This window comes from Rhodoferax sp. MLSD5-FHT05B10 (assembly GCF_058793415.1).
This window is the reverse complement of sequence record NZ_JBXAFT010000006.1, coordinates 310,876-335,716: the sequence shown is the minus strand read 5'-3', so window position 1 is coordinate 335,716 and position 24,841 is coordinate 310,876. Positions and strand designations below refer to the sequence as shown.

General features: G+C 66.8%; 25 protein-coding genes and 1 pseudogene. 7 read left to right on the top strand and 19 right to left on the bottom strand.

From position 1 onward, the window contains the following. The 4 genes and pseudogenes from AC1Q5W_RS12250 to AC1Q5W_RS12235 form a co-directional block, all read right to left on the bottom strand. Positions 1 to 180, bottom strand: a pseudogene (locus AC1Q5W_RS12250) (uracil-DNA glycosylase family protein); the annotation flags it as partial. Positions 181 to 195: 15 nt separating this feature from the next. Beyond that, positions 196 to 663, bottom strand: coding sequence for a ribosomal protein S18-alanine N-acetyltransferase (gene rimI, locus AC1Q5W_RS12245; protein WP_492644361.1), 468 nt, complete (start codon positions 661 to 663; stop codon positions 196 to 198). Positions 664 to 667: 4 nt separating this feature from the next. Further along, entirely contained in the window at positions 668 to 1,453 is a 786-nt protein-coding gene (gene tsaB, locus AC1Q5W_RS12240) for a tRNA (adenosine(37)-N6)-threonylcarbamoyltransferase complex dimerization subunit type 1 TsaB (RefSeq protein ID WP_492644362.1), read from the bottom strand. Between the two features lie 21 nt (positions 1,454 to 1,474). After that, positions 1,475 to 2,500, bottom strand: a complete 1,026-nt coding sequence (locus AC1Q5W_RS12235) for a DMT family transporter (protein ID WP_492644363.1) — start codon at positions 2,498 to 2,500, stop codon at positions 1,475 to 1,477. 56 nt (positions 2,501 to 2,556) lie between these two features. On the opposite strand from AC1Q5W_RS12235, the gene dacB reads away from it, so the two are divergent. Together dacB and AC1Q5W_RS12225 are read left to right on the top strand one after the other, a co-directional pair. Then, complete coding sequence (dacB, locus tag AC1Q5W_RS12230; protein WP_492644364.1) at positions 2,557 to 3,987, top strand: D-alanyl-D-alanine carboxypeptidase/D-alanyl-D-alanine endopeptidase; 1,431 nt, start codon at positions 2,557 to 2,559, stop codon at positions 3,985 to 3,987. Positions 3,988 to 4,005: 18 nt separating this feature from the next. Then, positions 4,006 to 4,266: a SemiSWEET transporter gene (locus tag AC1Q5W_RS12225; RefSeq protein WP_492644365.1), complete on the top strand. Its 261-nt coding sequence runs from the start codon at positions 4,006 to 4,008 to the stop codon at positions 4,264 to 4,266. A 191-nt stretch (positions 4,267 to 4,457) separates the two neighbouring features. Here AC1Q5W_RS12225 and AC1Q5W_RS12220 read toward each other — a convergent pair whose 3' ends face one another. From AC1Q5W_RS12220 to purE, 4 genes are all read right to left on the bottom strand, one after another. Beyond that, positions 4,458 to 5,105, bottom strand: a complete 648-nt coding sequence (locus tag AC1Q5W_RS12220) for a glutathione S-transferase family protein (protein ID WP_492644366.1) — start codon at positions 5,103 to 5,105, stop codon at positions 4,458 to 4,460. Positions 5,106 to 5,284: 179 nt separating this feature from the next. Beyond that, on the bottom strand, positions 5,285 to 6,331 hold the full coding sequence (locus AC1Q5W_RS12215) for an L-threonylcarbamoyladenylate synthase (protein WP_492644367.1): 1,047 nt from the start codon (positions 6,329 to 6,331) through the stop codon (positions 5,285 to 5,287). A 2-nt stretch (positions 6,332 to 6,333) separates the two neighbouring features. Next, on the bottom strand, positions 6,334 to 7,551 hold the full coding sequence (locus tag AC1Q5W_RS12210) for a 5-(carboxyamino)imidazole ribonucleotide synthase (protein ID WP_492644368.1): 1,218 nt from the start codon (positions 7,549 to 7,551) through the stop codon (positions 6,334 to 6,336). After that, complete coding sequence (gene purE / locus AC1Q5W_RS12205; RefSeq protein ID WP_492644369.1) at positions 7,548 to 8,042, bottom strand: 5-(carboxyamino)imidazole ribonucleotide mutase; 495 nt, start codon at positions 8,040 to 8,042, stop codon at positions 7,548 to 7,550. Before purE ends, AC1Q5W_RS12210 begins: the two co-directional genes overlap by 4 nt. Positions 8,043 to 8,078: 36 nt before the next feature. On the opposite strand from purE, the gene trxA reads away from it, so the two are divergent. Continuing rightward, positions 8,079 to 9,035 (top strand): thioredoxin, encoded by a 957-nt coding sequence (gene trxA, locus AC1Q5W_RS12200; RefSeq protein WP_492644370.1) that lies wholly within the window; start codon positions 8,079 to 8,081, stop codon positions 9,033 to 9,035. Positions 9,036 to 9,041: 6 nt separating this feature from the next. Here the strand turns inward: trxA and AC1Q5W_RS12195 are convergent, their stop codons facing one another. From AC1Q5W_RS12195 to pyk, 5 genes are all read right to left on the bottom strand, one after another. After that, the gene (locus tag AC1Q5W_RS12195) at positions 9,042 to 9,419 is read right to left on the bottom strand and encodes a ribbon-helix-helix domain-containing protein (protein WP_492644371.1); all 378 of its coding nucleotides are present in this window, start codon (positions 9,417 to 9,419) and stop codon (positions 9,042 to 9,044) included. 57 nt (positions 9,420 to 9,476) lie between these two features. Continuing rightward, on the bottom strand, positions 9,477 to 10,058 hold the full coding sequence (locus AC1Q5W_RS12190) for a DJ-1/PfpI family protein (protein ID WP_492644372.1): 582 nt from the start codon (positions 10,056 to 10,058) through the stop codon (positions 9,477 to 9,479). 94 nt (positions 10,059 to 10,152) lie between these two features. After that, positions 10,153 to 11,061, bottom strand: coding sequence for a phosphoribosylaminoimidazolesuccinocarboxamide synthase (locus AC1Q5W_RS12185; RefSeq protein WP_492644373.1), 909 nt, complete (start codon positions 11,059 to 11,061; stop codon positions 10,153 to 10,155). 82 nt (positions 11,062 to 11,143) lie between these two features. Continuing rightward, positions 11,144 to 12,208, bottom strand: coding sequence for a class II fructose-bisphosphate aldolase (gene fba, locus AC1Q5W_RS12180; RefSeq protein ID WP_492644374.1), 1,065 nt, complete (start codon positions 12,206 to 12,208; stop codon positions 11,144 to 11,146). Between the two features lie 125 nt (positions 12,209 to 12,333). After that, positions 12,334 to 13,767 carry a pyruvate kinase gene (gene pyk, locus AC1Q5W_RS12175; protein WP_492644375.1) on the bottom strand — a complete coding sequence of 478 codons (1,434 nt, stop codon included), beginning with the start codon at positions 13,765 to 13,767 and terminating at the stop codon, positions 12,334 to 12,336. A gap of 171 nt (positions 13,768 to 13,938) precedes the next feature. Between pyk and AC1Q5W_RS12170 the strand changes: the two genes are divergently transcribed. Next, positions 13,939 to 15,012 (top strand): GGDEF domain-containing protein, encoded by a 1,074-nt coding sequence (locus tag AC1Q5W_RS12170; RefSeq protein ID WP_492644376.1) that lies wholly within the window; start codon positions 13,939 to 13,941, stop codon positions 15,010 to 15,012. An 82-nt stretch (positions 15,013 to 15,094) separates the two neighbouring features. Here the strand turns inward: AC1Q5W_RS12170 and AC1Q5W_RS12165 are convergent, their stop codons facing one another. From AC1Q5W_RS12165 to def, 5 genes are all read right to left on the bottom strand, one after another. Beyond that, positions 15,095 to 16,288 carry a phosphoglycerate kinase gene (locus AC1Q5W_RS12165; RefSeq protein WP_492644377.1) on the bottom strand — a complete coding sequence of 398 codons (1,194 nt, stop codon included), beginning with the start codon at positions 16,286 to 16,288 and terminating at the stop codon, positions 15,095 to 15,097. Positions 16,289 to 16,446: 158 nt separating this feature from the next. Further along, positions 16,447 to 16,794 (bottom strand): AzlD domain-containing protein, encoded by a 348-nt coding sequence (locus AC1Q5W_RS12160; RefSeq protein ID WP_492644378.1) that lies wholly within the window; start codon positions 16,792 to 16,794, stop codon positions 16,447 to 16,449. Then, positions 16,791 to 17,477, bottom strand: a complete 687-nt coding sequence (locus AC1Q5W_RS12155; RefSeq protein WP_492646140.1) for an AzlC family ABC transporter permease — start codon at positions 17,475 to 17,477, stop codon at positions 16,791 to 16,793. The genes AC1Q5W_RS12160 and AC1Q5W_RS12155 overlap by 4 nt, the downstream gene beginning before the upstream one ends. A 56-nt stretch (positions 17,478 to 17,533) precedes the next feature. Further along, a complete protein-coding gene (gene fmt / locus AC1Q5W_RS12150; protein ID WP_492644379.1) occupies positions 17,534 to 18,514 on the bottom strand; it encodes a methionyl-tRNA formyltransferase in 981 nt (326 codons plus the stop codon). A 10-nt stretch (positions 18,515 to 18,524) separates the two neighbouring features. Beyond that, positions 18,525 to 19,034, bottom strand: coding sequence for a peptide deformylase (def, locus tag AC1Q5W_RS12145; RefSeq protein ID WP_492644380.1), 510 nt, complete (start codon positions 19,032 to 19,034; stop codon positions 18,525 to 18,527). Positions 19,035 to 19,177: 143 nt separating this feature from the next. Here def and AC1Q5W_RS12140 point away from each other — a divergent pair, with 143 nt between their 5' ends. The 3 genes from AC1Q5W_RS12140 to AC1Q5W_RS12130 all read left to right on the top strand — a co-directional run bounded on the left by AC1Q5W_RS12140 (position 19,178) and on the right by AC1Q5W_RS12130 (position 22,156). Next, positions 19,178 to 20,389, top strand: coding sequence for a LysM peptidoglycan-binding domain-containing protein (locus AC1Q5W_RS12140; RefSeq protein ID WP_492644381.1), 1,212 nt, complete (start codon positions 19,178 to 19,180; stop codon positions 20,387 to 20,389). 39 nt (positions 20,390 to 20,428) lie between these two features. After that, positions 20,429 to 21,592 (top strand): DNA-processing protein DprA, encoded by a 1,164-nt coding sequence (gene dprA / locus AC1Q5W_RS12135; protein WP_492644382.1) that lies wholly within the window; start codon positions 20,429 to 20,431, stop codon positions 21,590 to 21,592. Between the two features lie 66 nt (positions 21,593 to 21,658). Next, positions 21,659 to 22,156 (top strand): Smg family protein, encoded by a 498-nt coding sequence (locus AC1Q5W_RS12130; protein ID WP_492644383.1) that lies wholly within the window; start codon positions 21,659 to 21,661, stop codon positions 22,154 to 22,156. Positions 22,157 to 22,269: 113 nt separating this feature from the next. Here AC1Q5W_RS12130 and AC1Q5W_RS12125 read toward each other — a convergent pair whose 3' ends face one another. Next, a complete protein-coding gene (locus AC1Q5W_RS12125) occupies positions 22,270 to 24,834 on the bottom strand; it encodes a DUF1631 family protein (RefSeq protein ID WP_492644384.1) in 2,565 nt (854 codons plus the stop codon). Positions 24,835 to 24,841: the final 7 nt, after the last annotated feature.

Sequence of the window (24,841 nt, the reverse complement as noted above, 5' to 3'; positions counted from 1 at the left end):
GGCCGGAACGGAGGGCGGCTCGGGCGGTGCGACCGCCGGGCGCGGGGTGGATGCAGCGGGCGCAACGGGCGTTGGCGGCACGGGCAGGGCTACGCCGGCCACGGCCTCGGCGGGCAGCCAGACGCGCACGCCCATCTCCTGCAGCATGGCGCGTTGGCGGTCGTCCAGTTCAAGGTCCATGGCGTATTGTCGGGCCTACAGGTGCAGGCCCATGACCACCGCGTCTTCGCGCTGGCCATGGCCCGCCGGGTAGTACTGCTTGCGCAGCCCGACGCGCCGGTAACCGTGGCTCTCGTACACGTGCATGGCGCGCAGGTTGCCCACGCGCACCTCCAGCCACAGCGACTGGGCGCCCTGGCCACGTGCCCACAACGTCAGGGCGTCGAGCATCACGCGGGCCCAGCCCTGGCCCTGGTACTCGGGTGCCACGGTGATGTTGAGCAGGTGCACTTCATCCACGCCCTGCATGGCGACGAAGTAGCCCAGCACGATGTCCCCGGCCACCAGCATCTGGGCCTGGTAGCCCGACTGCAGGGCATCCACAAAATTGGTGTGGTTCCAGGGGTGGGCATAGGCGCGCTGCTCCACCTGCAGCACGGCGTCCAGCCGGTGCTCCAGCATGGGCTCGAACTGCACTTCGATGGCGGCACCCGGTTCGCGCATGGTTTCAGTTTCCGGTGGCGGCCAGGCTGGCGGCTTTTTCGGCGGCGCGCTCCAGCGTGGTCTTGGCGACCTTGTCGCGGATATAGCGGGGCAGGGCCTGCTCCGCCGGTACCGCGTGGCCGGCGGCCAGCAGCTGGGGCGCCAGGCGCAGCATCGCCGCGGCCGTGGGCAGGGCCTGGAGACAAGAGGTTGCCGCAAAGCCCGCCTCGGCCAGGCCCAGACGGGCGCCGTACTCGGCAAACACATTGCCGGCCACGGCCCATGGTGCGGACGCGCCCGCCGGCAGCGCAGCGGTCTGCCGCAGCGCCTGCAGGTGCGCGGCAACTGCTTCCGGGCGCACCAGGCAGCTGCCCTGCACCTCGGTCCACTGCCCGGCCGCATAGGCGTAGGTGGCGGCGTACAACTCGTCCATGCGGGCGTCCAGCAGGGCCGTGACCCGCACCTGCGCCTGATCGGCCCAGCCGGTGTGGCGTGCGTCTTCGGCCACGGCCAGCAGCGAGTCCACCGGCAGCACCGGCACCCCGGCACCGAAGGCCAGCCCCTGGGCCACCGAGCAGGCGGTGCGCAAGCCGGTGAACGAGCCCGGCCCGCTGCCAAAACAGATGGCGTCCAGCGCGTCCAGGCGCAGACCCGCCTGCTGCAGCAGATCCAGCACGGCAGGAATCAGGGCGCTGGACGCCTGCGCGCCGCCGGCGCCGGTGTGCTGCCACTGCTGCACGTGGCCGTCCAGCGTACGCGCCGCGGCGATGGACATGACGTCGGTACCGGTATCAAAAGCCAGAAGGTTCATAAATTGAGCATCAAACAGGCTTCAAGCCCTTGTATTCACTGCGTCGACAGCTATGGGTTTGATAGCAACAGCCGCCCCCTTGCGCACGCCGAACACGATGCCGGCCGTTACCAACGCCAGGCCGGCGAGCAGGTTCCACACCAGCGGCTCGCCCAGGAAGATCGCCGCCGAGACAGCCGACAGCCCCGGCACCAGCGCCGTGATCATGGTGGAGCGCACCGGCCCAAAGTGCTGGATCATCTTGGTGAAGGTGATGCCCGAAATGGCCACCGAGCCCACGCCCTGGAACAGCATCTGGAACGCCACGTCGCGCCAGGGCGCCTCCAGCGCCTGGCCGGGCACCCAGTGCAGCAGCAACAGGAGGGTGTACACCGGCACATAGACCACAAAGGCCAGCGCAGTAATGGCAATGGTGGCGCGCACCGCGTCCAGTGCGAAGCGGCGCACCAGCACGCTGTAGGTGGACCACACCACGGAGGCGAGGATGAACAGCACGTCGCCCCGCCAGATGCCGCTGCCGTCCAGCGCGTGCAGCAGGCTGGTGCCGCCCACCAGCAGGTCGCCGCCCACGATCAGGGCCAGCCCCAGCGCGCGGGTCGGCGTGATGCGGTCACCCAAAATCACCACCGCCAGCAGCGCCGTCCACAGCGGCAGGCTGCCGGGCATGAGCACCGAGGCATGGGCCGCTGGAGCGAAGACGAAGCCGCTGTAGGCCAGCATGGCGTACAGCAGGCCACCAAACACGCCCACCAGCAGCGTCTGGCGCAGGGGCAGGGGTGACAGGCCGAAGAGCGAACCGGCCCACGGTTGGGTGCGCCGGTCGCGCCGCACCAGCCACCAGCCCCAGGGCAGCAGGACCAGGCTGGCGCCCAAGATGCGGGCGTACACGATGTCAAACGGGTTGAGCACGCCGCCGCGCGCCGGGTCGGCCGAGGCGCGGGCGATGACGATGAAGGCCGTCCAGATCAGCACCGTGACCACAGCCGCCACCAGCCCCACGGTGCGGGGCGACAGGGCGGCAAGGGGGTTGCGGGAGGCGGCGGGCATCCGGGGATTATCGGGGAAGGCATCCATCCGGCGCCCGCCGGCGGGATAATCCACCCATGCCTTTTCGTGTTTTCTCACTGGCCGCCCGGCGGACCGTTCTGGGGGCCGCGCTCGGCGCCCTGCTCTGCGCCCTGGCCGCCACGGCCCCGGCACAAAAACTGCCCCCCGAAATGGAGGCAGCCCTGGCCCGCGCCAAGGTCCCGCGCGAAGCCGTGTCCGTGCTGCTGGTGGACGCCCAGGGCCAGGGCGCGCCGCGCCTGAGCTACCGCGCCAGCGTGCCCATGAACCCGGCCTCGGTCATGAAGCTGGTCACCACCTATGCAGCGCTGGACCTGCTGGGGCCCGCCTACACCTGGAACACCCCCGTGTTCGTGGAGGGCGCGGTGCGCGACGGCACGCTGTATGGCAACCTCTACATCCAGGGCCAGGGCGACCCCAAGCTGGTGCTCGAGCGCCTGTGGCTGCTGCTGCGCCGGGTGCAGGGCCTGGGCATCCGCAGCATCGCCGGCGACGTGGTGCTGGACCGCAGCGCCTTTGAGGTGGCCGCGGTCGACCCGGCCAGTTTCGACGGCGAACCCCTGCGCCCCTACAACGCCGCGCCGGACGCGCTGCTGATCAACTTCAAGTCGGTGGTCATGACGCTGGCGCCTGAGCCGGGCGGCAGCACGGCGCGCATCCAGTACGACCCGCCGCTGGCCGGCGTGCAGCTGCAGCCCAGCGTGCCCCTGGTGGCGGGCGACTGCGGCGACTACCGCGGCGCCCTGAAGGCCGATTTCAGCGACCCCAACCGCATCCGCTTCACCGGGGCCTATCCCGCCAGCTGTGGCGAGAAGGTGTGGCCGGTGGCCTACGCTGACCCGGGCAGCTACGCCGTGCGCGCGGTGCAGGGCCTGTGGCAGGAACTGGGGGGCAAGCTGCAGGGCAGCGTGCGCATGGGCGTGGTCCCACCCGCCGTGGCCGTCGGCAAGCCGGCCTTCACCGTGGGCTCGGCGCCACTGGCCGAAGTGATCCGCGACATCAACAAGTACAGCAACAACGTGATGGCCCAGCAGGTCTACCTCACCTTGGGCTCCGGCCGCTTTGACACCGCCCGCAACGTGGTGCTGGGCTGGTGGCAGGAGCGCATGGGCCCGCAGGACGCGCCGGTGCTGGACAACGGCTCGGGCCTCTCGCGCAGCGAGCGCATCAGCGCCCAGGGCCTGGCCCGCCTGCTGCAGTCTGCCTACGCCTCACCGCTGATGCCCGAGCTGATGGCCTCGCTGCCCATTACCGGCGTCGACGGCACGCTGCGCCGCGTCAAGTCGCGCGCCACCGGCAGTGCCCACCTGAAGACCGGCTCGCTCAGCGACGTGGTCGCGGTGGCGGGCTATGTGCACGGCGCTGGCGGCAAGCGCCAGGTGCTGGTCGCCCTCATCAACCACCCCAACGCCAAGGCCGCCCGCCCCGCCCTCGAGGCCCTGGTGGAATGGGCCGCCAGCCCGCGCTGAAACCGCAGAAAGTCCGCCATGCACATTTCCGACTGGGTAGGCTATGCCGCCGCCTTCCTGACCACCGCCGCCTTTGTGCCGCAGGCCCTGCACACCTTCCAGACCAAGGACGTGCGCGGCATCTCGCTGGGCATGTACAGCGCCTTCACGCTGGGCGTGGCGCTGTGGCTGGTGTATGGCCTGCTGCTGGGCGCCTGGCCCATCGTGATTGCCAACGCGGTGACCCTGTCACTGGCGGCGACCATTCTGGTCATGAAGCTACGCTACCACGAGGACTAGGGATTAGCGCGGCGGGATAAGCCTGCCAATTTGGGCGGGATTTCTGAAAGCGGGGAATAGGGCGCGTGAGGGTGGCGGCGGTGCGACCGCAAAAGACTGTTTAGTGACATTCCCTGCGATCTAAAGCGGTCGCTCCTAGGGATAGCAGGAAAGGGCTGCTAGTTGACTTACATCACATTCCAAAGCAGTCTTTAACGTTTGGAATCATCAGCGCTTCGCGGCATCTTCTCGAAATCGCTCAGGGCGGCAGCGCGGAATGCGGGCAGGGTTTCACAGTGTTGGGCCAAGGTGATCAGAGTGGCGTGGGCGGTGGGTGACAGCACTTCATCCATCCGGTCCTGCATGTACCAGATCAGCGTGGTGATCATGACATCGGCATGGGTGAGTGCTGCCCCGCAGGCATAGGGTGTGGCAACGCGGCGGGACAGTTCGTCGAGACCAGCGCGGGCCTGGCCAAGGCAGCGATCAAGCCAGTCGGTACTTCGATGCTCGGAGGAATGAAAGTGCCTCTCGTAGACCACAGCCGCGACCTTTTCGAGAGTGCCTTGAGCTAGTGCCGTCATCTGGAGAACACGCCGACGTGCGGGGCCGGAGGCGGGGATCAGCGCCGCGTCGTCCGCCTGTTCGTCGAGATAATCAAGGATAGCGGCGCTGTCGATCAACACTTCGCCCTCGTCGAGGACGAGGGCTGGGATGCGGGTCAGGGGGCTGATCTTCCCGACCGCCGCCGCATCGCCAAAGATCGAGCGGGTGTCACGGGTAAAGGGTATGCCGTAGTGATGCAGCGCGATTGCGACGCGGCGGGTGACGGGGCTGTCATATTGGCCGACGAGGATCATGAGGCGATCTCCAACGTATGGGAGTTTTAAACGCTATTTTTCAAGAATCCTGAATGTATCAGGCGACACACTGGGAGCTACCTGTAGGACCGCTATCGCTGCCTTGACGACAATCAGCCCAAGCGTGGACACATCCAAGCCCCACGCTTCATTCTTGCTATCTTTTGGGGCTACCCAAATTACGCACTGGCCCGCTGCAACCGGTCGCGCACGCCTTCCCACTCCAGGGTGTCGGGCGGGGTTTCCACCCAGATCAGCTTGACGCCCTTGGCGTCGAACTCGCGCAGCACCGAGAACAGCTCGTGCGCCGCCACCGCCGCGGCGCTGGGCATGGGGCGCAGCAGAATCGGACGTGGCACGTTCTTCAGGGGCGTGCGGGCGTACACGGCAATCGACGTTTCCGTGGCGCCGTCCAGGGTGCCCTGCAGCAGGTCGAGCGCGGTCTGCAGGGCCTTGGCGTCCATCAGGCGCACCGTGGCGTTGGGCGCGTAGTGCGACTCCAGCGTTCCCGATGCCTTTGGGGCTGAAAGCCCTTGTTCTTCCTGCGCAACCTGCTCTTCTTTCGATAGCAGCTTGCGACCGCAAGCCTCCTCCACCTGCGCCCGGCTGATGGAGCCGGGGCGCAGCAGCACCGGCGCACCGCGGGTGCAGTCGATGATGGTGGACTCGATGCCCAGGTCGCAGGGGCCGCCGTCCAGAATCAAGAGGTCCGGCCCCAGCTCGCTTTGTACGTGGGCGGCGGTGGTGGGGCTGACGCGGCCAAAGCGGTTGGCGCTGGGTGCGGCCACACCCCACACCGGCTCCTGGCCGGCCGGGGCATCGCGCAGGGCGCGCAGCACGGCCTGCGCCGCCGGGTGTGCCGGGCAGCGCAGGCCGATGGACGCCTGTCCGCCCGCAGCCGCCGTGCCCACGCCGTCGCGCCGCGGCAGGATCAGGGTGAGCGGGCCGGGCCAGAACGCCGACATGAGTTGCCGGGCAAACGCCGGCACCTGGGCGGCAAAATGCGCCACGCCGGCCATGCCGCCGTCGTGGGCCGACACGTGCACGATCAGCGGGTGGTCGGCCGGGCGGCCCTTGGCGGCATAGATCTGCGCCACGGCGGTGGCGTTGTCGGCATCGGCCCCCAGGCCGTAGACGGTCTCGGTTGGCATGCCAATCAGGCCGCCAGCCCTTATGGTGTCTGCGCAGACAGCTATGGATTCAGGAGCAGAGCCTGGCAGGATCATGCTCAGAACGCCTCGATGCCCAGCAGGGCCGCGGCTTGCAGCGCCGTGGCGCGCACCTGCGCCACGCTGGCGCCGGTGATGGTCAGGTGGCCCATCTTGCGGCCCTTGCTGGCCTGGGCCTTGCCATACAGGTGCAGGAAGGTTCCGGGCAGGGCCAGCACCTGGTCCCACGGCGGCACGCCGGTGGCAGTGCCCCCCTGGCGCACGCCGGGCCACAGGTCGCCCAGCAGGTTGAGCATGATGGCCGGGCTGTGCTGGCGCGGCTGCGTCAGCGGCAGGCCGGCCAGGGTGCGCACCTGCAGCTCGAACTGCGAGACGTCGCAGGCGTCCAGGCTGTAGTGGCCGCTGTTGTGCGGGCGCGGCGCCATTTCGTTGACAACCAGGCCACCCAGGGCCTGGGCGGCGGGGCTGGCGGGGTCCAGCACAAAGAACTCCACGCACAGCACGCCCACATAGCGCAGGTCGGTTGCTATGGATTTGGCAGCAGACACCGCACGTTCCACCAAGGCTGGCGGCAGATTGCCTTCGTAAACCTCGGTCACCGCCAGAATGCCGGCGCGGTGCAGGTTGCGCTGCACGGGCAGGTTCACACAGCTGCCGTCCGCGCCGCGCGCCACGATGACCGAGCACTCCAGTTGCAGGGGCAGCAGCTTTTCCAGCACGCAGGGCACGCCCTTGAGGTCGGCCCAGGCGGCGGCCAGTCCGGCGCGGTCGGTCACGCGGACCTGGCCCTTGCCGTCGTAGCCCATGCGGGCGGTTTTCAGAATGCCGGGCAGCAGATCGTCGGCAACCGCCGCCAGCTGCGCAGCCGTCTCGATCACGGCATAGGGCGCCACGGGCACGCCGCAGCCGGCAAAGTGGGCTTTTTCCTCGGCGCGGTCCTGCGCGATGGCCACGGCATCAGCGCCCGGGGCGACCCGCACGGTCTGGGCCAGTTGCGCCAGGGCAGGCGCGGGCACGTTCTCGAATTCGGTGGTGATGGCCACGCAGCGCTCGGCCAGCGCCTGCAGGCCGGCAGGGTCGGTATACGCGGTCTGGATATGGTGGTGGCTCACGCGCCCGGCCGGGCTCAGCGGGTCCGGGTCGAGCACGGCGGTGAAGTAGCCCATGCGCTGGGCGGCGTGTACGAACATGCGCCCGAGCTGGCCCCCGCCCATGACGCCCAGGGTGAGCTCGCTGTGGGCGCCACCGGCGCCGGGAAGCAGGACCGATTGGCTCATAGCGCCGGCGGCACCGTCATGCCGCGGGCCACTTCGGTCTGGTGGGCGCGGAATTCGTCCAGCTTGGCGCGCAAGGCGGGATGGTCGGCGGCCAGCATGGCCACGGCGAACAGGGCCGCATTGGCGGCGCCGGCGGCGCCAATGGCAAAGGTGGCCACCGGAACGCCCTTGGGCATCTGCACGATGCTGTGCAGCGAATCGACGCCCGACAGGTGCTTGCTGGCCACCGGCACACCCAGCACCGGCACCGTGGTCTTGGCCGCCAGCATGCCCGGCAGGTGGGCGGCGCCCCCCGCTCCGGCAATGATGGCGCGCAGGCCCCGCCCGACGGCGGCCTCGGCATACGCGAACATGTCGTCGGGCATGCGGTGGGCGGAAACCACCTTGGCCTCGTGACTGATGCCAAACTGTTGGAGAATCTGGACTGCATGTTGCATGGTGTCCCAGTCGGAGCTGGAGCCCATGACGACGCCGATTTGGATGTTTGTCATCCTTGAATTTTACTTTTTCGCCTAGAGCTACCCAAAATGATCAACGTCACCATTGAAAACTTCGACGCCGAGGTCGTTGCCGCCTCCGCTTCCGTCCCTGTTCTGGTGGACTTCTGGGCCCCATGGTGCGGCCCCTGCAAGGTCATCGGACCCCTGCTGGAAAAGGTGGAAACCGAATATGAAGGCCGTTTCAAGCTGGTCAAGATCGACTCCGACGAACAGCAGGAGTTGGCCCAGGCGTTCGGCATCCGCAGCATCCCCACCTGCGTGCTGATGGTGGGCGGCAAACCGGTGGACGGCTTCATGGGTGCCAAGCCCGAAAGCGAAATCAAGGCCTTCCTGGACAAGCACCTGCCCTCGCCCGAGGCGCTGGAGGCGCAATCGGACGCCGAGGACGCCCAAGCCCTGATTGCCGCCGGCGACCCGCAGGCCGCGCTGCACAAGCTGCACGAGGCGCTGTCCATCAACCCCGGCAACGACGACGCGCGCTACGACTACGTGAAGCTGCTCATCGAGAGCGACCTGCTGGACGACGCCGCGGCGGCACTGGCGCCCAAGCTCACCGAGATTCCCCGCCAGCTGCGCTTTGAGGCCCTGGGCCAGTTCCTGGATGCCATCCAGTTCGTGGTGCACGACGACCGCGGCGCCTGGACGCCCGAGCAGTTCGACGCCCTGATCGCCACCAACAAGCGCGACTTCGACACCCGCCTGGCCAAGGCCCGGGTGCTGATGGTGGGCGGCAACTGGACTGCCGCCATGGACGAGCTGCTGGAAATCATCATGCGCGACAAGGCCTGGGGCGACGCAGTGCCGCGCAAGACCTACGTGGCCATTCTGGAGCTGCTCACGCCGCCCAAACCCAAGGCCGACCCGCAGGCAGCGGGCAAGACTGCCGGCGGCATCGAACTGGCCGGCAAGGCTGTGGCCGTGGAAGACCCGCAAGCCCAGCTGGTGTCCGCCTACCGGCGCAAGCTCAGCATGGCGCTGAACTGACGCCGCTCAGGCGGCGCGGGCGTGCAGGCCCGCGGTGCGCACCGGGAGGCGCTCGGTAGCCAGCACGCGCTGGGCGTTGAGGCTGCTGATGGGGATGCTGGCATCCTGCGGAATGCCCCCTGAGAGTTGCAGCGCCAGGTAGCGCCCACAGCTCACGCGCAAGAACGACGCGAAGTTGTCCACCGCCCCGCGCGCCTGCACCAGCTCGTCGTAGAGCTTGGTGCACAGTTGCGGAACCGACATGCCGTCACGCGCGGCAATGTCGCCCAGCACATTCCAGAACAGGTTCTCCAGCCGGATGCTGGTGGCCACCCCGTGCAGGCGCACGGAGCGGACACGGCATTCGTACTGGTGCGGATCGGCGTTGATGAATACCTGGCACATGGTGCGTCTCCATCCGGTTGGTACTGGGCGCGATGATGCAGCGCCCGCCGGTGCGCGTCAATGCGTGATGCGGGTTCCCAGAACTGCCAGGAACTGGGCCATCCAGGCCGGATGTGCCGGCCAGGCCGGGGCACTCACCAGGTTGCCGTCGGTGTGGGCGCCGTCGATGGCGATGTCGGCATAGGTACCCCCGGCACGCTCCACCTCCACCCGGCAGGCCGGGTAGGCCGAGCAGCTGCGGCCCTTGAGCACGTTGGCCCCGGCGAGCAGCTGGGCAGCGTGGCAGATGGCCGCAACCGGCTTGTTGGCGGTGAAGAAATGCTCGACCATGGCCACCACGGCCGGGTAGGTGCGCAGGTATTCGGGGCCGCGCCCGCCAGGCAGCACCAGCGCGTCGTAGCTGGCGACCTGGATGTCGGCAAACGTGGCGTTGAGCGCAAAGTTGTGCCCGGGCTTTTCGCTGTAGGTCTGCGCGCCCTCGAAGTCGTGGATGGCCGTCTTGATCTGGTCGCCGCTCTTCTTGTCCGGGCAGACCGCGTGCACCGTGTGGCCGACGGCCAGCAGGGTCTGGAAGGGCACCATGGTTTCGTAGTCTTCACAGTAGTCGCCACAGATCATCAGAATCTTTTTCGCCGCCATGCTGGTCTCCTGGTTGTTGTACGGAGAGCCATTCTTGAGCGCAAGGCGGCGCTTGTGGTGGTACTGGGCTGTTACATGGGGCCCGCCCCGGGGTTCAGCCCGTGAGCCGTTCCAGCGCTTCCTGGTATTTGGCGGCGGTCTTGGCAATCACCGCGTCGGGCACGCGCGGCGCCGGGGGCGTCTTGCTCCAGGGCTTGCCGTCCACCTGGGCCTGCTCCAGCCAGTCGCGCACGAACTGCTTGTCGTAGCTGGGCGGGTTGCTGCCCTCCACGTAGCTTTCCACCGGCCAGTAACGGGAGGAGTCGGGGGTGAGCACTTCGTCCATCAGCGTCAGGGTGCCGTCCTTGTCCAGACCGAATTCGAACTTGGTGTCGGCAATGATGATGCCCTTGGTCAGCGCAAATTCAGCCGCGGCCTGGTAGATAGCGATAGAGATGTCGCGGATGCGGGTGGCCAGGTCCAGGCCGATCATCTCCACGGTTTTTTCGAAGGTGATGTTCTCGTCGTGGTCGCCCACGGCGGCCTTGGCAGCCGGGGTGTAGATGGGCGCAGGCAGTTTGCTGGCGTTCTTCAGGCCGGCGGGCAGCTTGACGCCGCAGACCGCGCTGTTCTCCTGGTATTCCTTCCAGCCGCTACCGGCCAGGTAGCCGCGCACCACGGCTTCCACGGGAATGGGTTTGAGGCGCTTGACCAGCATGGAGCGGCCTTCGACCTGGGGCACCTCGGCCGGTGTCACCACGCTCTCGGGCGCGTCGCCGGTCAGGTGGATGGGGCACAGGTTCAGGCCCTTGGGGCCGAGCTTGTCGAACCAGAAAAGGGCCATCTGGGTGAGCAGCTTGCCCTTGCCCGGAATGGGCTCGCCCATGATCACATCAAAGGCACTGAGGCGGTCGCTGGCCACCATGAGGATGCGGTCGTCGCCCACGGCGTAGTTGTCGCGCACCTTGCCACGGGCAAGCAACGGCAAGGAGGTCAGGGCGGAGGTGTGTACGGTGGAACTCATGGTCGGACGCAAAGAGAGACAACAAAAGAAAAAGGCCCGCTGAACAGTCAACGGGCCTGGAACTATTCCGGCGAATTATCGCTTACTGCACTGTCTGGGCCAACTCGCCCTTGGCGTACCGGGTGGCCATGACCGAGAGGCTGTCGCCCTTGATCTTGGCGCCCTGGCCTTCGCAGCCGAACTCCAGGTAGCGCTGCTTGCAGACGGCCTTGGCGGCTTCGCGGGCGGGCTTGAGCCACTCGCGGGCGTCGAACTTGTCGGGGTTCTCGGCCAGGAACTTGCGCACCGCGCCGGTCATGGCCAGGCGGATGTCGGTGTCGATGTTGATCTTGCGCACACCGTATTTGATGGCTTCCTGGATTTCCTCGACCGGCACGCCGTAGGTTTCCTTCATCTTGCCGCCGTACTGGTTGATGATGGCCAGCAGCTCCTGCGGCACCGAGCTGGAGCCGTGCATCACCAGGTGGGTGTTGGGGATGCGGGCGTGGATTTCCTTGACGCGGCTGATGGCCAGGATGTCGCCGGTGGGCTTGCGGCTGAACTTGTAGGCGCCGTGGCTGGTGCCGATGGCAATGGCCAAGGCATCCAGCTGGGTGGCCTTGACGAAGGTGGCCGCTTCTTCGGGGTCGGTCAGCATCTGGCTGTGGTCGAGCTTGCCCACGGCGCCGATGCCGTCTTCCTCGCCGGCATCGCCGGTTTCCAGGTTGCCCAGGCAACCGAGTTCGCCTTCGACGGTGACGCCGCTCTGGTGCGCCATGGCGACGACCTTGCGCGTCACTTCCACGTTGTAGTCAAAGCTGGAAGGGGTCTTGCCGTCTTCCATGAGCGAGCCGTCCATCATGACGGAGCCAAAGCCCAGGCCAATGGCGCCTTCGCAGACCTTGGGGCTGGTGCCGTGATCCTGGTGCATGACCAGGGGAATGTGCGGATACATCTCGGCCGCGGCCTGGATCAGGTGCTTGATGAAAGGCTCACCCGCGTACTTGCGGGCGCCGGCACTGGCTTGCAGGATGACGGGCGCGCCCACCTCGTCGGCAGCGGCCATGACGGCCTGCACCTGCTCCAGGTTGTTGACGTTGAAGGCCGGAATGCCGTAGCCGTTGGCGGCTGCGTGGTCCAGCAGTTCGCGCATTGAGACGAGTGCCATTTTGAATCCCCAGGGAAGTTGAAAACCGCTTGCGTTACCGGCTTGGTAACCACTTGGTAACTGGTACCAAAAGCGAGGATTTTAAACGTCCGGGGCACACCCGGACCTTACGCCGGCGCCGCCGCTCAGCCCACGGCGCAGATTTTCAGCATGTTGGTGCCACCGGGCGAGCCCATGGGCTCGCCGCAGGTGATGGCGTACACGTCGCCGCTTTGCACGATGCCGCGGGATTTCAAGTGGTTTTCGGCCTCTTTCAGCGCGGTGTCGCGGTCGGCGCTGGTGTCGGCAAACAGGGGGCGCACGTTGCGGTACAGGGCCATCTTGCGCTGCGTGGCCACCTTGGTCGTCAGGGCATAGATGGGTACGCGGATCAGGTGGCGGCTCATCCACAGGGCGGTGGAGCCGCTGTCGGTCATGGCGACAATGGCCTTGGCCCCCAGGTGGTGGGCGGTGAACAGTGCGCCCATGGCAATGGTCTGGTCGATGCGGTGGAAGGTCTTGCCGGTGAAGTCAGCCTCCAGCTCGAAGTCTTCGTGGCCTTCGGCGGCATGGCAGATCTTGGCCATTTCCACGATGGTTTCCAGCGGGTACTTGCCTGCAGCCGTTTCGGCCGACAGCATGACGGCGTCGGTGCCGTCGAGCACGGCGTTGGCCACATCGCTGACCTCGGCGCGGGTGGGCACCGGGTTGGTGATCATGGATTCCATCATCTGGGTGGCGGTGATGACCACCCGGTCGTGCTCGCGGGCGAGCTTGATCATGCGCTTTTGCAGGCCCGGCACGATGGCATTGCCCACCTCGACGGCCAGATCGCCGCGGGCGACCATGATGCCGTCGCTGGCCAGCAGGATCTCCAGCAGTTTCGGAATGGCCTCGGCCCGTTCGATCTTGGCGATCAGGCCGGGCTTGTGGTTGTACTCGGCTGCCGCCACGTTGCACAGCTGGCGCGCCATTTCCATGTCGGTGGCATTCTTCGGGAAACTCACCGCCACGTAATCGGCCTGGAAGCTCATGGCGGTGCGGATGTCGTCCATGTCCTTGGCGGTGAGCGCCGGCGCGCTCAAGCCGCCGCCCTGCTTGTTGATGCCCTTGTTGTTGGACAGCTCGCCGCCGATCTTGACGGTGGTGTGCACGGCCTCGCCCTTGACGGCGTCCACCGTGATGACGATCAGGCCGTCGTTGAGCAGCAGCACGTCGCCGGCCTTGACTTCGCGCGGTAGCGCCTTGTAATCAAGCCCCACGCCGTTGTTGTCGCCGAGCTCGACCCGGGCGGCATCCAGCACGAATTTCTGTCCCGGCTCCAGCACCACCTTGCCCTCGGCAAACTTGCCGACACGGATCTTGGGGCCCTGCAGGTCCGCCATGATGGCCACCTCGCGGCCCGCACGCTGCGCCGCCTCGCGCACCAGGCGGGCGCGGTCGATATGGTCTTGCGCCTTGCCGTGGCTGAAGTTCAGGCGCACGACGTTGACCCCCGCGCGAATCATCTGCTCCAGCAGCTCCGGGGCACTGGACGCCGGGCCCAGGGTGGCAACAATCTTGGTGGCGCGACGTGGCATGCAACAGTCTCCTAGTGGTGAGACTGCCATTTTCACATGGATGGGTGCGAGCCCTGCCCATGGGCGCCCGACGCACCCGGCAGCAAAAAAACGTCGTTATTGCCAAATAGTGCAGATCTCTTGCTACCAATATCCCCCACGAAAAGGGGGGATATTGTGTAATGGAAGGTTATGGAGCACCTTCCCACCACGCGATCAGTCGAACTGATCGACCACCTGATACGCCTGAGCAGCGTTCGGGACCGTGACTCCCTCCTGCACTGCGTGACCCAGGCACTGGCCGACACGGTCAGCGTGCACCAGGTCGAAATCCACAGCCTGGTGCAGGACGAAGACCGCAGCTTCTGGCTGCCGCTCACCCGGGCCCTGGCGGGTTCCGGGGTTCGCTTCCTGTCCGACCCGCTGCGCTCCGACTGGGAAACCATGACCCCGGTCCACCACGAGCCCGACCGGCTGGCCTGCCTGGACCAGGGAAAAATGGTGCAGGCAACCCCGGACATGGGCCAGCCGGGCCACCTGACCCGCTTCCCCGTGATGCTGACCGGCGGCAGCCACCCCTGGGGTGTGGTCGAGATGCATTCCAGCGCCCCGCTATGCCACGCCGAGGTCACGGCAACCACCCGGCTGATCTCCATGTACGGCAACATGCTCGACATGCTCGATTACAGCGAGTGCGACGCCCTGACGGGCCTGTGGAACCGCAAGCCTTTTGACGATCTGTTCTACAAGACCATGCCACTGGTGGAAGCCGCCACGCTGGCGCCGACGGATGTGGAGCACCGCGCGGCGCCGACGGCGAGTTTCTGGCTGGTCATGATTGACATTGACCACTTCAAGCAGGTCAACGACACCTACGGCCACCTGATCGGCGACGAGGTGCTGCTGCTGGTCGCCCGCATCCTGAAATCGTCGTTCCGGGTGTACGACCGGATCTACCGCTTTGGCGGCGAGGAGTTTGTGGTGGTCCTGCGGTGCAGCGGCCACGAGGCGGCCGTGGCGGCGGCGGAGCGTTTCCGCTCCAGCATGGCCGCCCACGAGTTTCCCCAGGTCGGCCACATCACGGCCAGCGTGGGGCTCACCGAGATCGTGGCCGGCGACTCCCCGCTGGCGGCCTGCGAACGCGCCGACCAGGCGGTGTACTACGCCAAGCACCACGGCCGCAACCAGGTGTGCAGCGACGCCGACTTGGTGCGCCGCGGCCTGCTGCAGGCACACCTCAAAACCGGCGAGGTGGAGCTGTTCTGACACAGCGCTTGCGCAGCCAGGTGCCTTATTGGCCCCCAGCGCCCGCCAACACTTCGTCAACAGCTATGAAAAGCAGAGCGCCTTAGCTGGTGGCCCGGCGTGTCAGCACTTCAAACGCCGGCAGCGTCTTGCCTTCGAGCACTTCCAGAAACGCGCCACCACCGGTGCTGATGTAACCCACCTGGTCTTCGATGCCGTACTTGGCAATGGCCGCCAGCGTGTCGCCGCCGCCGGCAATCGAGAACGCGCTGGACGCGGCAATGGCCTGGGCAATCACCTTGGTGCCGTTCTCGAAGGCGGCGAACTCGAACACGCCTACGGGGCCGTTCCAGACGATGGTGCCGGCCGCCTTGAGCTGCTGCGCCAGGGCCTGTGCGGTCTGCGGGCCAATGTCCAGGATCAGGTCATCGTCGGCCACGTCGGTGGCGGCCTTGATCGTTGCCGGCGCATCGGCGGCAAAGGTCTTGGCCGTCACCACGTCGGTGGGAATGGGCACCGCGGCGCCACGGGCCTTCATCGCCTCAATGACGGCCTTGGCTTCTGCCAGCAGGTCCGGCTCGGCCAGGCTCTTGCCGATCTTTAGGCCGGCGGCCAGCATGAAGGTGTTGGCAATGCCGCCACCTACGATCAACTGGTCCACATTGGCGGCCAGGCTCTTCAGGATGGTCAGCTTGGTCGAGACCTTGGAGCCGGCCACGATGGCCACCAGCGGGCGCTTGGGGGCCAGCAGTGCCTTGGAGATGGCGTCCATCTCGGCGGCCAGCAAGGGGCCGGCGCAGGCGACGGGCGCGAACTGTGCGATGCCGTAGGTGGACGCCTCGGCGCGGTGGGCGGTGCCGAAGGCGTCGTGCACGAAGATGTCGCACAGCGCGGCCATTTTTTTCGCCAGTTCTTCGCTGTTCTTCTTCTCGCCCTTGTTGACGCGGCAATTTTCCAGCAGCACCAGCTGGCCGGGCTGCACCTGCACGCCGTCGACCCAGTTGGCCACCACGGGCACGCTGCGGCCCATGAGTTCACCCATGCGCGCGGCCACGGGGGCCAGGGAATCTTCGGGCTTGAACTCACCTTCGGTGGGGCGGCCCAGGTGCGAGGTGACCATGACGGCGGCACCAGCGTCCAGCGCCATCTGGATGCAAGGCACGCTGGCGCGGATGCGGGTGTCTTCGGTAATGCGGCCTGTGCCATCCTGCGGCACATTCAGGTCGGCACGGATGAAAACCCGCTTGCCGGCCACTTGGCCACGGGCACACAGATCAGAAAAACGGATAACGTTCATGGGGACACCTTTGAAGAATGGAGGAAAGCCATGCGCCGCGCGTGCGGGCTCGGTCGCCATTGTAAAAGCCACCCCGTTCGCCACCGGGCCGCCCCAAGGCGCCCCAACCCCTGTACGGGAGGCAGCAACCCACACAGCAGCGCAGTGGGGAAGCTATTTCACCAGCCCAGTCCCAGATGCAAAGGCAGGTAGACCGCCATGCCACTCACAATCGTGCCCAGCACGGCCTGACCCCGCCCGTGGGTGCCGAAGTAGTACGCGGCTCCCGCCAGCGCTGCAAACAAGCGTGCGTCCTGCCAGGTCGTGATGAGATGCCCCTGGGTCATCAGGACTTCGGGCAGCACCACGGCCGAAAGGGCCGCAATCGGTGCGTATTGCAGGCCGCGCTGCGCCCAGTGCGGCAGGTGCCAGGGTTTGGCGCTGAGAAAAAAGAAACAGCGCGTCACCACGGTCACCAGTCCCAGCCCGACAATCACCCCCAGGGTCCAGCCATCGGTCTCGTTCATGCCGGACTTCCCGGAGTGGTCGGTGCGTCAGGCCGCAGGTGTTCCAGCACCAGACACAGCGCCACGGCTGCCGCGATGGCGGCCACGATGTTGAGCTTGAAGGGCAGCGCAAACGCCGCCACCGCGGCCATGGCGGCCACCCCGGCAGACACCCGGCGCAGCGCACTGGTGGCCAGGGAACAGCCCACGCCCAGCAGCGCCAGGATGCCTGCGAACCCCAACCCCCAATTCGCGGGAATGGAGTGCGCCAGCGCAATGCCCAACAAACTCATGGCCTGCCAGCTGACCCAGTTGAAAAAACTGCCGCCCGACAAATAGACCAGCTCGGCCGTGCGCCCTGCCTCATCGGTAGCCGGGTGGGTGAAGCGCCGGGTGAACATCACATAACTCAGGTCTGCGGTCAGGTACCCCTGGAATAGGCGCCAGCGCAGCGGCAGGTGCATCAGGTAGGCCCGCATGTGGGCGCTGAACACCACAAAGCGCAGGTTCACGCAAAAAGCGGTTGCCAGGATCACCCATACCGGGGCACCGGCCGCGATCAGGGGCATGGACGCCAGCTGTGCGCTGCCGGCAAACACCAGCAGACTCATGGCAGCGGCTTCGAAGGTGCTCATGCCGGAGTTGACCATGGCTACCCCCGTCATCAACCCCCAGGCGGCCAGCCCGGGCGAGGTAGCCGCCATTTCCCGCAACCCCCGCTGGAACTCGGGATGCCGCCACCAATGGCGCCAGCGCGCAATCACGCCAAGACCTGCCCCACCTGCAGGGGGACACCGCGCAGGAAGTCCGCCGCCGCCAGACGCTTGCCGCCGGGGCGCTGCAGCTCGGTCAGGATCACTACTGAATTCATAGCGGCCACCGCAATACCTTCGGCCCCTACGGCCACAATCGTGCCTGGAAGCGGGTTTGCGGCGGCGGCCGGGGCCGGCTGCGCCGCCCAGATCTTGAGCACTTCGCCCTGCAGGGTGGTGGTGGCGCCCGGAAAGGGGTTGAACGCCCGCACCCGCCGCGCAATGATCGACGCGTCGAGGTGCCAGTCAATGGCGGCTTCATGCTTTTCGATCTTGTGGGCGTACGTGACGCCGGCTTGCGGCTGGCGTTGCGGCTGGCGTTGCGGCTGCAGATACCCGGCAGCGGCGCGGTCCAGCGCCTGCACCACCAGGTCGGCGCCCAGATCGGCCAGCCGGTCATGCAGGGTGGCCGTGGTGTCGTGTTCGCCAATGGGCACGCTGTGCACCAGCAGCATGTCGCCGGTATCCAGCCCGGCATCCATCTGCATGATGGTGACGCCTGTCTCGGCATCGCCCGCTTCGATGGCCCGGTGGATGGGCGCCGCGCCGCGCCAGCGCGGCAACAGGGAGCCGTGGATGTTGAGGCAACCGAGCTTGCCGGCCTGGGCCATGTCGTCCAGCACCCACTGCGGCAGGATCAGACCGTAGGCGGCCACCACCATCACATCGGCGTCGGCCTGCGCAATGGCCTGGCGCGCCGCCGCGGCGTCCTCGGGGTATTTGCCGTCGAGCCGCAGGCTGCGCGGCTGGGCCACGGCCATGGCATGGTCCAGCGCGAACTGCTTGACCGCCGAGGCCTGCAGCTTCATGCCGCGCCCCGCGGGCCGGTCGGGCTGGGTCAACACCAGACGGATGGTGTGGCCGCTGGCGTGCAGCCGCTCCAACGCCACCCGGGCAAACTCGGGCGTGCCGGCAAAGATGACGTTCACCGCCTCGCCCTCACCGCGCGTCCTCGCGCTGGGCCTTGCGCAGCTTGGTCTTGATGCGGTTGCGCTTGAGCGGCGAAAGGTATTCGACGAACACCTTGCCCATCAGGTGGTCCATTTCATGCTGGATGCACACCGCCAGCAGCTCTTCGGCTTCAATGGTGCGCACCTGCCCGGAAAGGTCCATGGCGCGCACATGCACAGCGTCAAACCGCTCCACACCGTCGTAGATGCCGGGCACCGACAGGCAGCCCTCTTCGTTGAGGTGGGTGCCGGGGCTGGTCCAGACCAGTTCGGGGTTGATCAGCACGATGGGGTCGTCGCGTTCCTCGGAGACATCGATCACGATCACGCGTTCATGCACGTCGATCTGCGTGGCCGCCAGGCCAATGCCCTTGGCGTCGTACATGGTGTCAAGCATGTCGGCCACCAGGGTGCGGATGCGGTCGTCCACGGCGGCAACCGGCTTGGCAACCGTGTGCAGGCGGGGATCGGGATAACAAAGTATGGGAAGTAAAGCCATGGGGTCTCTTCAAAGATGTCGCTATTTTCGCCACTTTTCCGTAATCGAGTGTAAGCGCCGGGCAAAAAACGTTGCCGAATCAAGGGCTTGAGCGCAAAATCGTGCGTGAATTATCAAGTTATCCCTCGGGATTGCAGCACCACATGACGACACACCTTATGGCGAAATCCACTCTGGCCACGGCCCTCCTGAGCGCACTGGCCAGTGCACTGGTTGCCGCTCCCGCCCACGCCCAGAACTTTCCCATCACGCCCGCACAAAGGGAAACTGCCAGCCAGGTGGCCCAGAAGGGCGTCCCCTTGAGCGAGCTGGCCGCCAACGCGCCCGAGCGCTACACCATCAAAAGCGGCGACACGCTGTGGGCCATTTCGGGCCTGTTCCTCAAGCGCGCCTGGCACTGGCCCGAGCTGTGGGGCATGAACCTGGATGACATCAAGAACCCGCACCGCATTTACCCGGGGCAGGTGCTGGTGCTGGAGCGCAAGAACGGCATGGCCACCCTGCGCGTGGATGGCGCGAACGACGCGTCCCAGCCCGACACGGTACGCATATCGCCCCGCACCCGCTATGAATCGCTGGCCGATGCCGCCCTGCCCACGCTGCGCCCCAGCGTCATTGAACCCTTCCTGGCCGAACCCGTGGTGGTAGACGAAGCCGGCCTCAAGTCCGCCCCGCGCATCGTCTCCGCTCCGGAAAGCCGCGTGCTGCTCACCCAGGGTGACCGTGCCTACGCCCGGGGACCCAAGGACATGCCCCTGCTGGACGACCAGCGGCTGGAGAAACAGTTCCGCGTGTTCCGCGAAGCCACTCCACTCAAGGACCCCGTCACGGGTGAGGTGCTGGGTTACGAAGCCCAGTACGTGGGCAAGGCCACACTGGTGCGCGGCGAAACCACGACAGAAGTCGAGAACCGGGACGGCAGCCTGAGCACCGCCCTCGTGCCGGCCACCATCGACATCGTGGGGGCCAAGGAAGAAATGCGCGTCGGCGACCGCATGCTGCCCGAGCCCCCACGCCAGCTGTTGGCCTACACCCCCCACGCACCGGTCAGCAAGATGGACGGGCGCATCGTCTCGGTCTATGGCAGCGCCGTGGTCAACGCCGCCCAGAACCAGGTGGTGGTCATCAACCGCGGAACGCGGGACGGCATGGAAGTCGGGCATGTCATGGCCATCCTCAAGGATGGTGCCCGCGTGGTGGACAAGTCCGACGACAGCCGCCCCCTGCTGAAGCTGCCCGACGAACGCAACGGCCTGCTGATGGTGTTTCGCACCTTCGACCGCGTGTCGTATGCGCTGGTCCTGGAGATCACCGACGGCGTCCGGGTGGGCGACCGCCTGACCAACCCGCGCTGACACGGCGCGGCCAGACTCCCGCCGCCCCACCACCGCCCCATGGAGCGTGACGAACTTGCCGGCTGGCTGCGGCTGCACCTGACACCCGGCATCGGCAACAGCACCGCCAGGCGGCTGCTGGCGGCCTTTGGCCTGCCAGCGCAGATTTTTGCGCAAACAGCCGCGGCCCTGGGCCAGGTGGCCGGCGTGCAGCAAACCGCAGCCCTGCTGCAGGAGCCGGTCGAACTGCCGGCCCTGCTGGAGACCACGTGGGCCTGGCTGCAATCCGACCCGCAGAGGCACCGGGTCCTGACACTGGGTGATGCAGCCTACCCGCAGTCCTTGCTGCAGATGGAAGATCCCCCGCTGCTGCTGTATGGCATGGGTGCCCCGTCGGCCTGGCAGGCGGGCGGGTTGAACGCCACGCTGGCGCACTGCATTGCCGTGGTGGGCAGCCGCAACCCGACCCCGCAAGGGATCGCCAACGCGCGGCAGTTTTCCCTGGCCTTGGCCCAGGCCGGCTGGACGGTGGTATCGGGGCTGGCATTGGGCGTGGATGGTGCTGCCCACGCCGGCGCGCTGGACGGCGCCAGCGCCACCCCGCTCGCCACCGTGGCCGTGGTGGGCACCGGGCTGGACCGGGTCTACCCGAAGCAGCACCGGGACCTCGCCCACCGTATTGCCCAGCACGGCGTGCTGCTCAGCGAATACCCGCTGGGCACCCCGCCCCACGCCGCCAACTTCCCCCGGCGCAACCGCATCATTGCCGGGTTGGCGCGCGGCACCCTGGTGGTCGAGGCGGCCCTGCAGTCGGGCTCCCTGATCACGGCGCGTCTGGCGGCCGAGCAGGGCAAGGAAGTGTTCGCCATTCCCGGCTCCATCCACTCCACCCAGGCCCGGGGTTGCCATGCCCTCATCCGTCAGGGCGCCAAGCTGGTGGAATGCGCCCAGGACATACTGGAAGAACTGCAGACCGATCCGCCATCCGAAAGTGCTAGCAATTCCATAGCTGCCCACGCAGATGACACGGGTGTCAACGCGGAAAAAGAATCTGAAAACAGCCTGCTGCAGGCACTGGGCTTTGATCCCGTCGGGCTGGACGCGCTCCTGGCCCGCACCGGACTGGACACCCCGACGCTGCAGGTGCGGCTGCTGGAACTGGAGCTGCAAGGCCAGCTGGGTCGCCTGCCCGGGGGCCTGTTTCAGCGCGTGGCACGCGGCTAAACGCGGAAAAGCAGGGCAAGTCCGACCCGCGCCGTCCGGCTCGTTTTTCTGCGCTATATTGGCGCCATGTTTGAAGTTCTTGTCTTCGTTTACGAAAACTATTACACCGGCGACAGCTGCCCCGAACCTGCCCATCTGGAGCGCAAGCTCAATGCCGTCGGGTTCGCGTCAGATGAAATCGACGACGCAATGACCTGGCTCAAGGGCCTGAACACTGCCGCCAGCGGGTCCGCTCCCCTGGCGGACACCAGCCCGCGGACACTGCCGGAGCCCTGGCTGCGGGAACCCAGCCCCACCAGCGTGCGCATTTACCCGGCCGCCGAGCAGCTCCACCTGGGCGCGCAATGCCTGGGGTTCATCAGCTTTCTGGAATCGGCGGGCGTACTGCCGGCCCACATGCGCGAAGTGGTCATCGACCGGGCCATGGCCGCACCGGGAGCGCCCGTCTCGCTGGACGACCTCAAGATCATCATCCTGATGGTTTACTGGAGTTTCGGCCAGGAACCCGATGCACTGGTGCTCGACGAGCTGTGCGAGGACACCAGCGCGCGCGTCGCGCATTAGAAACTAGTCCCCACGCGTCCCCACTGCGTGTGGGTCGCTCCCCCCCAAGGGGGCCGCGTTTCACCTTGGGGCGGTCCGGCGGTGAAACAGCCCCTACGCCACGCCGGTCACTCTCAGGCCAGCAAGCGCTCGGGATTGGCTTCCAGCTTGGTCAGTGCATTGCGGGTGGCGCGCACGGTGAGAGTTTCCTCTTCCTGCGGCAACAGCAGACCCGCCTGCAAATAGGCCGCCAGACGTCCGCCCTGAATCAGGAAACACCGCCCCGACGGCGCGGCAAACAGGTTCAGGTGCTTGCGGTCGCTGCGCCAGGCAAACTGCACCTGCGTGATCTGGCTGTTGTGATCCAGTGTGAACCAGGCGCCGGGTTGCAGTTCCTGCGCCCAGGCCAGCATGGCAGCGGTCGGCTTGGAGCCGCCGCTGGCAACCACTTCAATGGCGGAAGCCTCGATGCCCAGCATCATCTCGATGCTCTCTGCATCCAGGGGCAGGTCTCCCATGCCGTCTTCACTCACGAAATCTTCCAGATTGCCCAGGCGCTGGGCCATGGCATCAATCTTTTCCTGCGAAATCGCCTGGGTCTTGGACAGGAAGGCGTCGGCCAGGGTGTCGCTGAGCGTCTTGATATGTGCTTCCTGCTCGGACGGGGCCATGGACAGCAAGGACATGCCCGAACGCAGACGCAGCAGCAGGTTGGGTAGATCCTGGATGACGCGGGCGCGGTCGGCGCGGTTGGGCTTGGCGCTGGCGGCCCACACCAGATCCGTGGCCGATTTCTTGAGCGAGAGCGTATCGGCGTGTTGCGGCCCCTTGCGCACGGCCGCCACGGCCAGCACCTCGGCCCACACCTTGAACAGGAAATTGCGGATCTCGCTGCGCACCGGCATGTCCTTGAGCACGTTGCGCAGCTCGATGGTGTACTGGATGGCGAGCGTTTCCTTCTGCTCCACCTGCTGCGCCACGCTCACCACTTTCTGGGCCGGCCCTTTTTCTGTCAGGAACTTGTCCAGGAATTTCTGGAACTCGTCGTACACGATCTGGTAGACCTTCTTGCCGGTCTCGGGGTATTGCTCCACCACCTGCACGATGCGCTTGATTTCGGCCTCCATGGCCTTGCCGTGCACACCGGCCGAATCAAAACCCATGACGCACGACCCCATGCGGTCGATCAGCAAGCGTGCCGGGTGCGTGGTTGTTCCCAGAAAGTCCGGGTCCTCCAAAGCCACCCGCAGCACCGGCATCTGCAGCCGGGCAAACCACACCCGGATGCCGGGGGGAATGCGGTCTTCGGACAGGATCGCCTGGAACATCAGCGCCACGATTTCAATCGTGGCCTTTTCACCCTTGGTCTCGGCCTTCTTTTTCAGGTCGGCGGTCTTCTCGCGCAAATCTCCGGCCACGCGGGCCACTCCGGCCGGGCTGTAATCTTCGTACAGCGTGCCCCCGGTTGCGTAGGCAGCCACCTGCCCCGCTGGCATGGGCGCCATGGCAGCCGCCAGCGCCGGCGAGGGCACATGGTGCGCGGTGCCGACAAAATCGCCGCCGCCGTGGCTCACGAACAGGCGCCGGATCTGCCCAATGACACCCTGCGCACGGCTGCGCGCGCGCGCCAGCGGCGTTGTGGCGGTCATCATGCGGGTTTCATCGGCCGCCCCATACCCGGGGTTCAGACTGCTCTGCATGGACGACGGCTGCCGCCAGAAGGGCGCCGGTGACGATGTGGAGGGCGTGCCCGCGCCGGGGGGAACGGAATCGCCCCCTACCGCCTGCGCCCCATGCGCTCCCCAGCCCAGACGGCCACCGAACAAGCCGCCGTCCGCAGACGCCGAGGGCTCGCCGGGCGCCGGTGTCATCCCGGCCGGCCCGGCACCGTGCACGGCACCCGTTGGTCGACCCCGGGGGTGGGCCGCGACCTCTTGCCGGTGCTCTTCGGGGGGGCTACCGCCCGTCGCCGGAGCAGACGGTGCGCCCGGCGCCGAAGGACCGGAGATACCCGCACCGCGCGACCCGGCACTGCGCACCGGGATCTTGACGCGGTCCTTGAGTTCAATGGTGGGCAGGACGCCCTTCTTGACGAGCACGTCGTTGGCGTTGGTGTACGCCGTTTTCAAGCGCTCCACCAGGAGCTTCTGGACCACGTCGTTGACCAGGGGCCAGGAATCCCCGGGCATGCCCGCAGTCGTCCATTGCTCCACCATCAGCAGCACCAGCACTTCCGGGCGCAGCACATCGTGCCCCGGCAACTCCTGTGTGCCTTCCAGAAACTGGATGCGCACGCGCAGGTCTTCCAGTTGCTCGCCGACTTTCTCCATGACCGCCAGCACCATGCGCGAGGCCAGTATCTTGTTCTCGACCACGTCGGTGCCCACCAGCTCCAGCCCGGTCCCGTCCGCGTTGGCAGACGTGTTCTTCTTCGGCGGCTCCAGACTCGCGCGCCAGACTTTCATGGTGCTGTCCAGCCAGAGGGGACGGCTTTGCCGGTAGGCCGTCCAGGCATCGCGGCGGGACTGGTTTTCCCGCGCGCTGGCCGATTCATCCATCAAGGTGGAGAGCTGGTCCCCCACCGCCGTACCGATCTCGACCATGGCCTTGCCCGCCTCGGCCAGAAAGCGCTCACGCACCGCCCGGGCGAGCTGCAGCCTGGGAGACAGGCTGGGGGAAGGTCCGGACGCGATCGCCATGGTTCAG